Origin of the sequence: Variovorax ginsengisoli (assembly GCF_030486595.1) — a bacterium.
Lineage (GTDB): Bacteria > Pseudomonadota > Gammaproteobacteria > Burkholderiales > Burkholderiaceae_C > Variovorax > Variovorax ginsengisoli_B.
Genome location: NZ_JAUJZH010000042.1, coordinates 1 through 14466 on the forward strand (window position 1 = coordinate 1; position 14466 = coordinate 14466).

Here is a 14466-nt window from a genome sequence, read left to right on the forward strand (position 1 = left end):
CAGAACTCATCGGTCACCACCCACGACTCAACACGTTTCGCCAAGATCTCGATCCATCGCCGCGCCCAATGCGGCTCGGATCGATAGTTTACCTATTTACGGATAAGTTCTAAATGACTTTCGCGAGGGCAGACGCGCCGCCGGGGAACTCGGCCCGACCGCGGGGTGGCCCGACGAAGGATTCTGGGCGCCAATGGCGTTCCAAAAGTCCGAGCCATCGGACGAGAGAACGTAGCGGATTTCGACAACGCAGGTCCCGGTTCCAACCGTCGAGGCTTTCGCCCTCGAACCTGCTGCGCATTCCTGTCACGCCACCATACGCGGCGCTCGGTGCTCGATGTCGACTTCCTGCGGCCCGCGCACGCGAGACTCTCGCATCTTGGCCAGTTCGCCGGTGCGCAGGGCCTCGAACATGGACTCGGTCGTCACGGCCTTCTCGCCCGAGACACGCTCGGCCAGCCAGCGGCCGCAGTCCTTGAGAACGGCCCACACCTCCTGGAACAGGCCCTTCGGCGCCGGCTCGGTGATGTCCATCTCGCCGCTGGTCCACAGGGCGAAGGCATGCGCCGCGCACTCCTCGGGGTGGGAGCACTGACGCGCGGCCTCGAGCTCACCGAGTTCGATCAAGGTCTGCTGGGTGCGGCGCGCGAGCGGCTTGTGGGCCGCGAACTCGCGCTGCATCGTCACCCGCTCCTCGACCGTCAGCATGTTCTCGGCGGCGAAGTGCCAGGCCTCGTGCCGGGCGGCACGGTCCAGGTTCTGGGCGTGCAGATTCAGCAGGATGCCGTTGTTGATGTACTTGCCGGCGACCTGGCGGTGCGTGGCGATGTCGTACAGGGCGTCCAGCAGTTTCACGTGCCGGGCGGTGCCCATCATCAGCTCACACTCGGCGAGGACGCGATTCACTTCGGCCTCGCCATTGCGGGCACCTTTCCAGACGGGCGACATACTGTAGAGCGGCATAGGTCCTCGCAGGGCTTCCTTGATGGCTGGGGTCATTTCGAACTGGGGAACGTCGTGCATGGTGCCGTTCAGGTACACCTGGCCCATGGTGACCTGGGCGCCGAGGGGTTTGAGCAGCTTGTCGGCCAGCTTGGGCAGGATGTTCTTGTAGAAGTCGTCCAGGCTGGCACCGCCGCCGGCGCGGCCGCCGTTTCGCATCGACTGCGTGATCCAGGCGAACTGGTTCACCGTGGGGATCGCGGCAGCTCGTTGCATGAGGCGGCGCAGGATCAGGCCCGACCACTCCTCGGTGTTGGTGACGAACGGGGCTGCGGGCGTTCGCCCGGACCAGCCGGCCTTCCGGCCCTCTTCCGCCGCGGCGATCATCTCCGGATCCTTGGGGTCGTACTTAACCCCGCGCAGCTCGACCGAGGCCTTCGCGCGGATGGCGCTCTCCAGCAGATTTCGGTCTGAGAAGTTGGCGCCCTCGCCCATGCGGCCCATGAGCAGACGGATGACGGCTTCCCGAGCTCCGGCACGGCTGGCCTTCCCGCCGGCCTGCGCCCAGTCGCTCTGGATCTCCTCGACGAAGAAGAGCTCGCCACGCTCGGTGATCCGTGCGTGCGCCATGATGTTCTTGTCGACGCTGCCATCGAGGGCGTCATGGAAGTGCGGGGTCGCATAGTCCCAGGCCTTCGGGAGCAGATCTCGAAGCGCCTTCATTTGGGCTTGCATCTTTCCGGGCAGGTCCGGGTCGTCCATCAGGGTCTCGAGACTGAACGCGAGATCGGCCGCGTCGTACTGCATCGCCTCGATCCGGAACTCAAGCTCGCTCAGCTCGTCCTGGACGTTGTCGCGCTGCGAGTTGAGCACGTACAGCAGTTCCTTGTAGTTGCCGCCCGCATGGCGCCACGAGGCGTACCGCGGCGACGCGAGCTCCAGTTCCTTGACCGTAGGCAGGCCGGACAGCACCAGGCCGGCCACCTGCTCTTTGGTCAGGGACTTGTCGGCCGACGCTTCCAGGCTCTCCAGGATCTTGCTGTCCTCCAACTCGGAGCGCCTCACGCCCTTGGTCTGGAGCGCTCGGATCATGGACGCCCATTGCTTTGGCGGCGCCTTGCCCTGGTTGCCGTTGATCAGCAGGTTGTGCAGCTTCGAGAAGAAGCCCGCATCTCCCGTCGCTCCGACGGTCTCGAGCGTGTGGCGCGCATTCAGGTAGCAGTAGCGGTCGCCTTTGGAATTGATCATCAGTATGCGCGGGAAGCCCGTCCCTCAGGGCGGGCGGTGAGCGACAGATGCGAAGCATCTGCTGCCTTGTGCCTTACCTGCTCACGTCCTCTGTGGTTGGCACGGTTGAGAAAATAGCCATAGCCATCGCTCCTCTGAACGAGGTGGCAGTACTTGTGGCCGATGCCCTGGACAACAGCGGAAACGCCTTCCCGCCTCGTCTGAATATTGAAGCTGCCGCTCGCCCGGATGGCGACGCGACCAACGTGAACGCCAGCTTTGATGCCCTTGGGAACTTCGGCGCGCACCATGTCGCCTGTGCCGAAGCCGTGGACTCGCTTGCTGCGCATCAGGAAACCGCGCGGGAAGCCAAACTTGTCCAGCCGGGTGCGCTGATAGCTCCCGCGGCCCGCGCACTTGACCTCGATGGCTGGCATTGACCAGCTAGCGATGGAGTGGACTTGGCCAACGCAGGCTGCGTCCAGTGCGTGAGTTTTTGGGATACCAAGCGTGGCTCGATTGAACTTGGTGCGACCGCCGGAAGACAGTTCCACGGGCAAGCCTCTCGCCTTCAGTGCTTCTGCTAGCGCCCAGCGTGTCGCATTGACGGCCGCCGCATCCTTGAGCGGACGTTTGGCCTGGGCCAGGATACGCGCCAGGCGTCCGGGGTCTTTTGCGAGGAATTCGTCGACGCACTGTGCGCCCTTCTTCTGGTTGCAGCACTCGCACGCCAGGGTCAGGTTCGAGGCCCGGTCGGTGCCGCCGCGCGCTTTGGCAACGATGTGTTCGATCTGCAGCGGCACATCTTTTTTGCCGCAGTAGGCACACGCGCGATCCCATTTCTCCAATAGGTACTCACGCAGCTCGTAGCCGAACAGCGTGCCTTGCTGATACTGGATGCCATTGATCTCGGGATTCTGCAGGGCCTGCATGTCAAAGCGCACAAGTTCCGAGCTGATGGAGGCGATCGGCGCCCAGCGCTGCAAGCGCTTGACCCAAGCCATGGTCGTGTCCACACGATGCTGGAGCGAGGGTGCCAACCACCTCTTCTTCTTGTTCCCGCGGTTGAGGAACCGTCGTGCACGGTACCTGAGATTTCCGCGCCGGCGACGGCGCATCTGACGGCGGGCCGAGAGCGCCTCGGAGATCTGCCGGCCGCGATGGATGATCTCCATCAGGTTCACCACGGCTGTGCCACGACGAACCTCGCCAGTGGATGGGTCGATCGCCTCGATGTCTCGTGCCACTGCTACACCCGTCGTCTTGCTGCCCGGATCGAGCTTCAGGCGTAGGGGCTGTAGGGTGCAATCCTCTTGCGCGCGATCCACAAGCCGGATGACGAACGGCTGCACCCGGTGCACACGCGCGCGACCAGCTTCCAGCAACTTGCGGGCGCGCTTCTCGCTGCACGGCATTAACGGTTTGCCTATGCGATCCAGAACGTAGACGGACACAAGAACTCCAGAATCACTGCGAACTGCGCAGGCAGGCTGTCTTTCCAGCAGTCGGCCCTTACGGGCCTGGTGACGGGCGCCAGCAGGTCTCACGACCTTCTGGCACCGCTCCCCTCGACCATGTTGAGCAGCAGCATGGAAGCTTTTTTAGGCTTCCCGTCGCAGACCGTTTCGTGCTCACCCGAAGCTTGTCTGCATCTGCAACTTCCAGAGCCTGGAACTGAGGAAGCATTCCAGGGTGGGTCTCTTAACTTCTGCTCAACGTAGCGGGCTGGTTACCGCTTGGTCTGGTCAACACCGGGCTTGCTCGGACTTCTCCTCACCAGCCCCGTCCTTCAGGGCGGGATTGTTGACTCGTGAGTGCCTATTGCTGCGGACAATTATTTCGACCGAGTATAGGTTGCAGCTTTTGCAACGTCGACGGAAGTTTTTTTGCGGCGCCGGGACTCAGGGTTCGGCGTCCCCCTCGGAGTTGATCGAGCGCGTTCGCTGGTCGAAGTCTGGCGCAGCGCTCAACCAGCCGCTCCCTGCGCCGCCCGGTCGGGTGCTAGACCAGTTCTGGTTGAAGTCTGTCCGGCCACCATGGGACTCGCCTCATCCGGCAAACGGCGGCCCGGCGCCCTGGTCGGTCGCTCGACCAGTCCTGGTTGAAGTCTGTCCCGTCACCGCGGGCTCGCCTCGTCCGAATCACGGCGGCCCGGCGCTCTGGTCGATAGTTCGACCAGTTCTGGTTGAAGTCTGTCCGGTCCCCCTCGGACTCGCTTCATCCGGCCCACGGCCGCCTGGTGCGCTGGTCGAGCGCTAGACCAGTTCTGAGCCGGTGCTAGACCAGCCTTGTGCTGGCCTAACTCTGAGACAACGTTCGCTCAGGCCTGCTGCAACGATCTACCTGACCGGTCACGCTGCCTTGACGGAACGATGATTCATGTGCGATTCTTATCTGTGACGGAGTATTTCCGCGAACAATCAGGATTCTTCATGAGCATTGCATCCGGCGCGCCCATCGTGGCTGCCATCGACCTCGGCTACGGCCTGACCAAGTTCACACGGCGCAACGCCGGCACTGGGGCCGTCGAGTACGACCTGTTCCCCTCGGTCGCCTTCGGCGTCGATCGCCGCCGCTACGAGCTCGAGGAGCGCCGCAGCGAGAACGTCAAGGTCGTGTCTTACAACGGCGAATCGTTCGTCGTCGGCCCTGACGTCATGAGCCGGGCAGCCTCCAGCTCCGACTTTGGCCGCCACCTGGACGACAAGTACTACGAAAGCGCGCCGTACCACGCTCTGATGCGCGGCGCCCTCGCCTATATGGAAGAGGACCACATCGACGTGCTCGTCCTGGGGCTCCCCGTCAGCCACTTCCGCGATCCGGGCAAGCCGGCCGCCCTGAAGAAGGCCTACATCGGCAAGGTCAGCCTGGACGGTGAGCGCAGCGTGGTGATCGACAAGGTCGTCGTTCGCCCGCAGCCGATGGGCGGCTTCTACAGCCTGGATCGCCAGATCGACGGCATCAATGCGACGATCGCGCGCTGCCCGCAGTCGGGCCTGAAGCCGCTGGCCGACTGGAACCAGCTGGTCGACACCATGACGGTCGTCACGGTCGATCCGGGCGAATACACCCTGGACTGGCTGCTCGTGAACCGTGGCAAGCCGAACACGGACGTCTCGGGCGCCGCCGGCGACGCTGGACGCCATCGCGTCATGACCTCGGTGAAGGAACACCTGGAGGCGAAACTCGGCCGGGCGATCGCGCCGACGAACCTGAATCGCCTCAACAACTCGCTGCGCACTGGTGCCGTTTTCAAGCTCGACGGCCGCGCCATCGACATGAGGGATCCGGAGATCCTGGCCGCCGCGCGCCGCGCCGTGCGAGATCCGGTGAGCATCATGATGAACGGGATCAAGGGCGCGTGGGACATCATCGACATGGTCGTGATGGTCGGCGGCCACCCCTCGCACTACGCCGAAGAGATCGCCGAGCGCATGCCCGACATGCCGATCTACGTGCCCAAGCACTCGGTTTTCAGCAACGTCGAGGGCCTGCAGCTGATCGGCGAAGGGATTGCCCAGGCCGAGGCTCGCGCTGACGCCGACGCGGTCTGAGGAGGGTGGTTATGACTCGCCGCATCGATCTGCGCGTGGGGCTCTCCAATGCCGAGGGCTCGGCCAAGGCCAGGCTGGAAGGCGCCCGCAAATGAGCCAGAACGACGATACCCTGGACTTCCGCATCCGGTTCCACCGGGACGAAAGTCCCATGCTTTTTCGTGCCTTCGCGGGCCTGGAAGCGGCGCCTGGCATGCGCAAGCGAAACATGTTCGCACGCCAACTCATGGAGATGGGGTTGATCGTCATGGAGGAGCGGATGCGCCGCCAGGACGGCCTCTCGACCCGGGTTTCCAGCGGACTCGCAGACGAGTTGAGCGCATCCGCCGTGACGATGGCGCGCCCGACCGGGCTGCCCGCTGCCGCGCCCCCAGCGCTCCCCGAATCGCCACCCGAGTCAGGAACCGATCGCGCCGTTTCGGCCGCTCCAGCTTCTGCTCCCGCCGAGGCCGCGCCGCCGGCGCCTGCTCCCGCCCCAGTCCCAGCTCCTCAGATCGCTGCAGTCACCGCTCCAGTGGCCGCGAACATTGCGCCTGCCGACGACGACCGCCCTCCTCCGCGGCTTGGCGGCGCCAGAGCCGTTCGGATGCTGGACGGCGAGTCGCTCGACTGACGCAGGCTCGCATACAACCGTGAGGAAACGACTTTTCACGCAGTTCGGTGTCAGCTGCCGGCGCAAATGTTTGCCTTTCAGGCAACCCAACTGTGAGGAAAGCGCTTTTCTCACAGTCGTGCGGCACTTTGGGATGGAAATGCGCGCGCCCCTAACTGTGAGGAAGCCGCTTTCCTCACAGTTAGGCCTTACCTGCCGGCTTCGAAGCCCATGCGGGCAACTGCGTGAAAAGCCCCTTTCTCACAGTTGCCTGGAAGGGTCTGGCGCCCTCGCGGTTTTCCTTGTTCTGCACGGCGCTCGCCCATTAACTGTGAGGAAGACGCTTTTCACGCAGTTGGGCGCGGACCTGATTCCGAGCGGTTCTCACCGCCATTCGCCAGTTAACTGCGTGAAAAGTACTTTCCTCGCAGTTGGGCGCCGCCCCAATTTCGAGCCGCTTTCGGTCGGTTTCCCGAACTTGTTAACAGAACTTCTCACACTTATCAGCCATTTGGGGGAAACCGGGTGAAAACGCCCTTGTTGGAACCTTGAATCCACGCGAGCAGGGCAGCTCAGGAACCGACCCCGATGAGAGCCCCGAGCCAAACGGTCCAGATCCCCCCAGCTCCGCAGACCCCTCCAGAAACCCAGACCCACCAAGCCCAGTTCCTCCCACCTGGCGCCGGGACCGAGACCCCCACATGAGCAGCAATCCAGACCTGAACCCTGACTTCGAGCCGAACAGTGATCTCCGTGAAACCGATCTTTCCGGCGCACTCGACGCTTCCGCGAACACAGATGCGACCGCGAACGGCGACCTTGCGAATGAGGATTCCCGGCCCGTCGAAAGCCTGAGCAACTGGTTCGAGCAGGCCGTCCAGCCCGTCGCGCCCGAGACCGCCAGGGCGTACATGCGCAACTACTACATGATGGTCGAGCGAGCCGCCGCGACACTCAATCTGGATCCGCACTTCGTGACGATCGACGACCTCCTCGCGCAGCTGCATGACGACACGACGATCACAGTGGGGACCAAGAACACCTACGCGTCCGCGATAGCATGGGCCTTGAAGCAACCCGACTTCGACTTCCCGCCGGCAGTCCGCGAGCACGGGTTGGCGCTGGTTCGGAATTTCAACCCCCACGGCGGTCCGGCCCAGGAAGTCACGCGCAACAGCCGCGTATCGGCCCGCACGATTCCCCAAGAGGATCTCGGTCCGGTCTTGAACGCGCTCCTTGGCGCTCGCATAACCAAGCAGGCATGGGCCACGAAGACCACGTCTTGGCTGAATGCGGGCATCGCGACAGGCGCTCGCCCCGGTGAGTGGGAGTCCGCGTACTGGTTCGACCGCGATCGCCGGATCCTGCGGCTACCCAACGCGAAGCTCAGGAAGCGGGCCCCCTTCCGGTGGCAGCACATTCCCGAGCGGCTCCTCAACCGCGCGGACGCCGACCTGGCGTCCATGGCCGAGGCCGACCTCGAGAACATCTCGATCGTGGTCGCGGCCGCCAAACGCCACTCCGAATTGCTGGCCCGGAATCTGGCCTTTTTCGATGAGGCCGAGGCCGGGACCGATTCGAGCAATGCCGAGGCCATCGACACGCTCCGTCGGCTGCGCGCCTGGGAGCTGCACAACGCCGGGCTCGCTTGGCGCGACATCGAGGTGCCCGTGCGCTGGATCGGGGCCGTTGACGCCCATCTCACGAACCTGCAACAGTACCTGACCAGCGAGCCTGGCAGGTATGGCCCCCCAACGTTCAAGCGCTACTACGACGGGTGCAGGACCGCCCTACGCACCGCCTGTCTGGAGGCCTTCCCCGACAAGAGGCTGTACTCGCTCTACGACACCAGGTCGACTGCCGCGGCCAACATGCAGGCAACCCTCGGCGCCGAAGCGGCAGCCGCGGTCATGGGTCACTACATGAAGCGCAAGCGCACGATCAAGGCGAACTACGCGGGTCCCGACCGGGCGTACCGAGGCGCTGGTCGTTTCGCGCCTGGCCTGGCCGATACGCAGAACCAACGCGACCAGGCAGCCGACCGTTCAGCAGATCACGTGGGTCAGGCGGATGCCGGCGGGTTGGGCGGAGCCCCCGCAGCGCCCACTGGCGACTCGCCGGCAGCCGGATGATCCTCGCGGGGCTCGAGGCGCCCTGGTCCGGGGCCTGCACCGGCATGGGCGCCCCCAGGGAACCCGGTCGCCTCGAGGCGACCCTAAGCAAGATTGCTTCTCCAAGGTCGACCACCGACCTTCTTTCGCCCTTGCCAGCTCGGCAGGGGCGTTTTTTCTTCGGTCACGCACCCACCATCGACTACCGACCACCGCTGGTCACCGTACCGTGGACGAACGGTCGGCGCACCCGATCTATTCCTGTGTAGGGATGTATGGAATGAACTAGGAAGTTATGAAACGGGAGCCGAGGGGCGCGCGCCGGATGACGGTTTCACGGAAATCTCTAGACACAGTTTTTCTTGTTCCCCGACAACAAGTTACCTCGTTTTCTCTTCCGCCGAGAGCGGAATGTTTCACGAAAAAGACAGCCGAACTTGCCGTGACGACACGAACAGTTCATAATTCAGTTACTAATAACCAATCTAGGCCTGGCACGTCGTGAGCGCTCCAACCCACCCGCAAACGCCCCTCTGGACCACGTCGCCGGGGCAAACTCCTCTCGCGTTGCTCGCCTTGGAGTCGGGCGAGGGATGGCCGCCTTTTTGTTCGCTGGCCGAGCTTGCCCGACTCCTGACGATGGTGCATGGGCATCAGGCCCCGACTGAGTCGTCCCTCAAGAAATGGAGTGCGGCGGGAGAGTTCGACGCGTGCGTCGCTGCCGACCAAGCCCCCGCCGGGGACCTTCCACCAGAACCGCGGGCGTTTACGCGTGAAGCCCTGCTCCAGCGAGGAAAGCGCGCCGGTCGACCCGGCCTGCGGCTGAACACCCGCGCAGCTATCACGCGGGTCTATGAGCTCTGGCCACACTTGGCGGACACCGGGTCCCACGCGCTACTGGACTTGGCGGTCGCCAGGTTGGCGGAAGGCCTCCAGTCGCGCCTCACCCCGATCGCCCCGGCTGGGCAATCGCCCTCCCCTCCGCCTCCGTCCCCTGTCGAGCAAGCTGCCCCCGCTACCAGGTCCGCCGAGCCGGCCGAGGCCGCCCCGACCCTCCAGGATCTGGAACGGAAGATGACCGCGATGCACAGGGAGCTGGTCGAAGTGAAGCGCGAGCTCGTGCAGTTCACGGCCCTGAGGAACAACCTCATCACGAGGCTCGACGACGCGGTGGCCAGAACCCAAGAGGCAATGAGCGCAACGGGCGCGCGGGCCGGCAGCGGACCGGATCCGCTCGTCGAGGCCAGGCGCGATCGGGACATGGGCGTCGTCAAGTCGATGCTCGCGGAGATCCTCGAGTCTCTGGGCAAGAGGTAACGCAACTGGGCCGGGCGCGCGGCGCGCCGTCGGACCCGGATCGATCCACGGGGGTGGTCGCCTCGTCGGAAGCGACCGGCGACCTGCCCCTGCTCGGAAAAAAATTGGTGCGGAACCGTTCCTCACCCGTCCGGATCCGGCAGCCGCGCCGGCAGCGCGCGGGATCCGCTCGTAGAGGCCCAGGCGCGATCATTCGTGTCGTCAAGTCGATGGTCGCGGAGCGAGTCACTCGGCAGGAAGTGGCAGGTGGGGCCATCCCAGACAGCATCGGCCCTTCTGTCACGGCGTGGCGCCAACTATCGAGACGGCTGCTGTTTTTTTGGGTGTTGCGCCGCGCAACAGCGCGATGCGTGGGTCCGGCTGTGGTCAACGGCCGTCGCGCCTGAGCGATGTTTTTTGGGGTGTTGCGCTGCGCAACAGTCCGATGCGCAGGTCCAAGTCAACAGGACGGTGCACCTGGGCAATGTTTTTGGGGGTGTTGCGCTGCGCCACACTTCCCCAAGCTCGCGAGGGTCTTTCGACCGACCCTCTAGATCACTCAGCCAAGGATCCCGTCGATGGCTTCGTTCAACTTCTGAAGCGCCGCATCATCCAGTTGTGTGTAGATGGCCAGTCGGACTTCGCCCTTCGCATTGATCTCGAGCTTCGCGGCGCTCTTTCCCTCTCCGTCGGTCCACTCCCGTCCGCGCTTGCCGGGCCGCCGTGCAACCTCTGTCAACCGCCGGAAGACCTCCGCCGACGCGGGACGCTTTGCAAGTCCCGCTATCTCCCTCGCGCGGGTGAGCACCCCTTCGGGATCACGCTGAAGAGCATCGCGCAGCGGATTCGCCCACCGGTACTGAAGATCCAGTGGCGACTTGAACGCGGCAACGACCTCCTTGGGCAGCTTCGCGACCGAGATCGCACGCGAGACCGTGGCGACGTTCAATCCGAGGTCTAGCGCGAGTTGGCGAAGGCTCGGGAACAGGGCTGCATCGAGAGCTCGGGTGTAGTGCAACCCTTGTTCCCACATTGATAGATCAGCCCTCCCCCGGTTTTCCCGTTCCATCTGAACAAAGAGTTCCTGATCGCTCATGCTGTCAGTAATGACGGCCAGGACGGGAAGTCCCAACTCCAGGCATGCGCGGTGCCGGCGATGCCCGTACACGATCTCGAGTCGCTCCCCTGAGCGACGAAGCAGGATGGGTTGAACGTTCCCGCCGGCCGACGCGATCTCACCCTTGAGGGCATGGAAGTCGGACGACAGGTAGGACTGCTCGACGCGGTTCGCATACGAGCTGGCCGAGATCAACTTCGGGTCAACCGGCTTGGCCACCATTGCGCCATCGAACTCGGCCAAGCGCGTTTTGGCGTCCTCTAGATCCTTGTGGACATCGGATTGCTCACGCATGAAGTTGAGCATGCTGCTAGGCGCAGGCTGGGAAACCTTCGCCGCTGGTGGCGCCGGCACATGGTCGTCCGGGGCCGGGCCTGGCGTGACGCCGACCGGGGAGACTTGGAGAGCGCGCTTGAGAAAGTCTTTTCTGGACATGCCTTTTCTCCTGTCAAACGCTCGCGAGTTGGGCCGCGGGCGCCGCCGCCAGCTGACGCACCCAGGCGTGCATGACTTGTCGCTCGATGTGCTCGACGAACTGGTCATAGGCCTCGCGCGCCCGCTTGTATGTGCGGTCCTTGCTGTCCTCTGGGTCCGCGTCATAGACCGTGCCGAACTCGGCCGACTTGAGAGAAGTGGTCGCCGTCCGAGGAATCTCCAGCGGCAGCACCTTCTCCTTATAGGTCGCACTGATCCATTGCCGGACCACGTCAGTCGTCATCGACTTGGAGACCCGCGACAGGAGGACGTCAATGAAGTCGAATGTTTTGGTCGAGCCACGCTCTTTCAACAAGTCGGTCGTCAGACTGCTGAACAGGTCCCAGAACTGAGCCGACGATGCAAAGTCAAGCGTGTCCGGCGGCAGCGGGATGATGATGCCGTTCGCAGCGAACAACGAATTGATCGTGACGTAGGAGAGGGCAGGGGGGCTATCGATAACGATGACGTCGTAGTCGGCCCGGACGTCATCAATCCCAAGATCCAGCACCGACCAGAACTCAAACTTTGGGTTCTTGCTCTGCATGGAGGGCAGCATGAATTCCGCGGCGAAAAGCGAAGTGGAGGCGGGCACCAGGTCCAAGCCGTCCCAATAGGTCTTTCTGATCAACGGCCGAACGCTTTTCTGCGAGCCATCTACCAGCGCCATCATCGTCTCTGAGTCTTGCACCTCAACATCGGGCAGGATGCCAAATAGGGTGGTGAGCGATGCCTGCGGGTCAGTGTCTATGACCAGCACCTTATGCCCGAGAACCGAGAGTCCTTGAGCCAGGGTCATGGCAGTTGTGGTCTTGGTCGTCCCGCCCTTGAAGTTAGCGATGGTGATCGTGACCGCCTCGGCCCCGGCAGGTCGCAGCAAACCCTTACGGAACTCGCGAACCCAGACGCGCGCATCGGTCAGGCCGAAATGACGCTTTCGACCTGACTCACTGAGCTGCCCGGTGGGCAAGTCGGACCGAATGGTCATCTGATGGTTGACCCAACCCCGGCCACCGGTTTGCCCGCACATCACGGCGAGGTCCTCGGCACTGAAGGTGGGCTCTTGCTTGGCTGTTCGCGGAGCAAGCATGCTCGAGCGGATGCTGGACATCATGCCTGTCGCCACCTCCGCCTGAGTTGCTATATCGTCCAACGTGACGACGGGGGGAACGGCAAACTGCGCGGCTAGTTCCATTTGGTCTCTTCTCCAGGTAACGCGCTCGTCGCGCAAGGGTGCGCCATCGTACAACACACGTCGAACTAAACGAAACTCGTCCGATGTCTTTGGTCTTCTGACCAAATCTCCTCCACAAGCCCCTGGTATTTCTTTAACCCTTCGTATTCCTTTATACCTTTGGGTCGAAAAACTCTAGGCGCGACAAAGACTTAGAGCCGATCTCGGAGCCGCGTTGGTCGCTCATGTGAGATCCGTTGGGCCCAAGTGGCGTGGATATGTGCGAGAAGCGGAGCCCCGTTGGGCTGACCATATCCACTCCGGGACATAGCTGGAGGGCCAAACGTCGCACTTTGCCGGCCTACGGCCCGTTTTGCCCGACACGAAGGGTATAAATGAGTCGCCGGGGGGATCCAGGGCCGATTTCCCCAGTGATGTGAGCTTCTTTGGTCACCCGGCTCGCCAGTCACGTGAGCGTTTTTGGTCATGACGGCTCAGCGTCGTGTGAGCTTTTTTGGTCAGGAGCGTCCCACTTCACGTGAGAAGATTTGGTCAGACGAGCGAAGAACAGAGGCTGAAGCACCACTGTGATCATGAGTTCACATGACGGCTTCATGCTGTAAAGTCTCTTTCATGTCCGTCGAGCCGCGCTCTCAGCTGCCTTCAATCGTCCGAAAACCGGTCGAAACGCTTTCGCTCGTGCCGACCTCGGGCAAGGTCACTGTGTTGGGGCGCAAAACCTGGAACGTCTTGCTACAACTGGCGCAGGATCAGGCTGTTGACGGCCAGGAGGTGTATCGGGCAACGCTCTCCGACGTCGTGGCGGGCATCGATTTCAATTCTCGGAACCTGGCCGTCATCAAAGGGCATTTGCGTTCGTTGATGGCGACGACCGTTGAGTGGCAGTCACCAACGGCGGGGGAGGGCGAACGCTGGGACGGTTGCAGCATGTTGGCGCATGCCGCCTTGGAGAACGTTCGCGGCCAGACGTGGGTGGAATGGAGCTACGCTCCGAACGTCCGCTCCGAGTTGCTGAATCCGAACATCTTCGCCAGGCTAAATTTGAAGATGCTCTCTGAGCTCCGCACGATCGGGGGATTGGCGCTCTACGAAGCCTGCTACCGTTACAAGGCGGTGGGCCAAACGGCGCGCAGGCCCTGGAGGTGGTGGGCGCCCGTGCTATTGGGCCGACCAGACGCGGACCTTCAACAAATGGATTTCCGCTTCTTCAAGCGCGACACACTCCGACCGGCGATCGCCGAGATCAACGCTGTCACGGACATTGAAGTCGACCTTCTGGAGTTCAAGCAGGGGCGCTATGTGAGCGACCTACAGTTCACCGTCAAGGAGAAGCGCCGGCATACGGTGCGCGAGCTCACACAGCCCGTCAACCTCGCGCTTGTTGCGCGCGCCACCGCACTTGGCATCGATCAGCGCAAATTCGAGCGCCTGCTGGACACCTACGGCGATGAACTGGTTGACCAGGCACTCGCGCATGTGGAGCGCCGCAAAGAGGTGGCGTTTCCCGACGTCTTGCGAGACCCATACCGGTTCCTCAAGACGATCCTGGGCAATGCAGGCCAACCGACGGTCGAGGCTCCACTGTCGGCGCCAGTACCTGAGCAAATTGCTTCCGAGGGCTTGGCATCGTCTGGGCCTCCGCTCGGGCCGCAGGACAGCAAAGAGGACAAGCAGCGCCGCGCCTGGGTGGAGGCGCGCCGGCGCACCGTCGCCGAGCAACTTGAAAAACTCAGTGCCCAGGCAGAGGCCGAGTTGGTCGGGGCCCTGGAACAAGAACTCATCCGTTCCGACACGCACCCGAGTATCGTCAAGCGGCTCAAACAAAGCGGCTGGCGTCATCAGATCGTGCGGCATCTGATGATCGATTTTTACGCATCCCAGTTGCTCGGTCCGAGCTGGGATCAGCCGACGACCGTCGCAATCGATCAGCACTGAGCTTCCACTCGCGCCACGACGGT

The 14466-nt window shown here is 63.1% G+C and carries 9 protein-coding genes; 5 read left to right on the forward strand and 4 right to left on the reverse strand.

What is annotated here, in order from left to right; genetic code table 11:
- Window positions 1–306: 306 nt before the first annotated feature.
- Both QZH52_RS35095 and iscB read right to left on the reverse strand, forming a co-directional pair.
- A complete protein-coding gene (locus QZH52_RS35095) occupies window positions 307–2190 on the reverse strand; it encodes a hypothetical protein (RefSeq protein ID WP_301815915.1) in 1884 nt (627 codons plus the stop codon).
- Window positions 2190–3623 (reverse strand): RNA-guided endonuclease IscB, encoded by a 1434-nt coding sequence (iscB, locus tag QZH52_RS35100; RefSeq protein ID WP_301815916.1) that lies wholly within the window; start codon window positions 3621–3623, stop codon window positions 2190–2192. The genes QZH52_RS35095 and iscB overlap by 1 nt, the downstream gene beginning before the upstream one ends.
- A gap of 978 nt (window positions 3624–4601) precedes the next feature.
- Between iscB and QZH52_RS35105 the strand changes: the two genes are divergently transcribed.
- From QZH52_RS35105 to QZH52_RS35120, 4 genes are all read left to right on the forward strand, one after another.
- Window positions 4602–5723, forward strand: coding sequence for a ParM/StbA family protein (locus QZH52_RS35105; RefSeq protein ID WP_301815917.1), 1122 nt, complete (start codon window positions 4602–4604; stop codon window positions 5721–5723).
- Between the two features lie 91 nt (window positions 5724–5814).
- Complete coding sequence (locus tag QZH52_RS35110; protein ID WP_301815918.1) at window positions 5815–6336, forward strand: hypothetical protein; 522 nt, start codon at window positions 5815–5817, stop codon at window positions 6334–6336.
- A gap of 680 nt (window positions 6337–7016) precedes the next feature.
- On the forward strand, window positions 7017–8447 hold the full coding sequence (locus QZH52_RS35115) for a hypothetical protein (RefSeq protein WP_301815921.1): 1431 nt from the start codon (window positions 7017–7019) through the stop codon (window positions 8445–8447).
- Between the two features lie 1053 nt (window positions 8448–9500).
- Window positions 9501–9743 carry a hypothetical protein gene (locus tag QZH52_RS35120; protein WP_301815922.1) on the forward strand — a complete coding sequence of 81 codons (243 nt, stop codon included), beginning with the start codon at window positions 9501–9503 and terminating at the stop codon, window positions 9741–9743.
- A gap of 538 nt (window positions 9744–10281) precedes the next feature.
- On the opposite strand, the gene QZH52_RS35125 is transcribed toward QZH52_RS35120, so the two are convergent.
- A complete protein-coding gene (locus tag QZH52_RS35125; protein ID WP_301815923.1) occupies window positions 10282–11274 on the reverse strand; it encodes a ParB/RepB/Spo0J family partition protein in 993 nt (330 codons plus the stop codon).
- Window positions 11275–11287: 13 nt separating this feature from the next.
- Complete coding sequence (locus tag QZH52_RS35130) at window positions 11288–12508, reverse strand: AAA family ATPase (protein ID WP_301815924.1); 1221 nt, start codon at window positions 12506–12508, stop codon at window positions 11288–11290.
- A 612-nt stretch (window positions 12509–13120) separates the two neighbouring features.
- Here QZH52_RS35130 and QZH52_RS35135 point away from each other — a divergent pair.
- Window positions 13121–14443 (forward strand): replication initiation protein, encoded by a 1323-nt coding sequence (locus QZH52_RS35135; RefSeq protein ID WP_301815933.1) that lies wholly within the window; start codon window positions 13121–13123, stop codon window positions 14441–14443.
- Window positions 14444–14466: the final 23 nt, after the last annotated feature.

Bases quoted from the DNA above. Each gene is read 5' to 3' on its own strand.
- QZH52_RS35095 (WP_301815915.1), bottom strand. From the start codon at position 2,190: ATGATCAATTCCAAAGGCGACCGCTACTGCTACCTGAATGCGCGCCAC.
- QZH52_RS35120 (WP_301815922.1), top strand. From the start codon at position 9,501: ATGACCGCGATGCACAGGGAGCTGGTCGAAGTGAAGCGCGAGCTCGTG.
- QZH52_RS35105 (WP_301815917.1), top strand. From the start codon at position 4,602: ATGAGCATTGCATCCGGCGCGCCCATCGTGGCTGCCATCGACCTCGGC.
- QZH52_RS35130 (WP_301815924.1), bottom strand. From the start codon at position 12,508: ATGGAACTAGCCGCGCAGTTTGCCGTTCCCCCCGTCGTCACGTTGGAC.
- QZH52_RS35110 (WP_301815918.1), top strand. From the start codon at position 5,815: ATGAGCCAGAACGACGATACCCTGGACTTCCGCATCCGGTTCCACCGG.
- QZH52_RS35115 (WP_301815921.1), top strand. From the start codon at position 7,017: ATGAGCAGCAATCCAGACCTGAACCCTGACTTCGAGCCGAACAGTGAT.
- QZH52_RS35135 (WP_301815933.1), top strand. From the start codon at position 13,121: ATGTCCGTCGAGCCGCGCTCTCAGCTGCCTTCAATCGTCCGAAAACCG.
- QZH52_RS35125 (WP_301815923.1), bottom strand. From the start codon at position 11,274: ATGTCCAGAAAAGACTTTCTCAAGCGCGCTCTCCAAGTCTCCCCGGTC.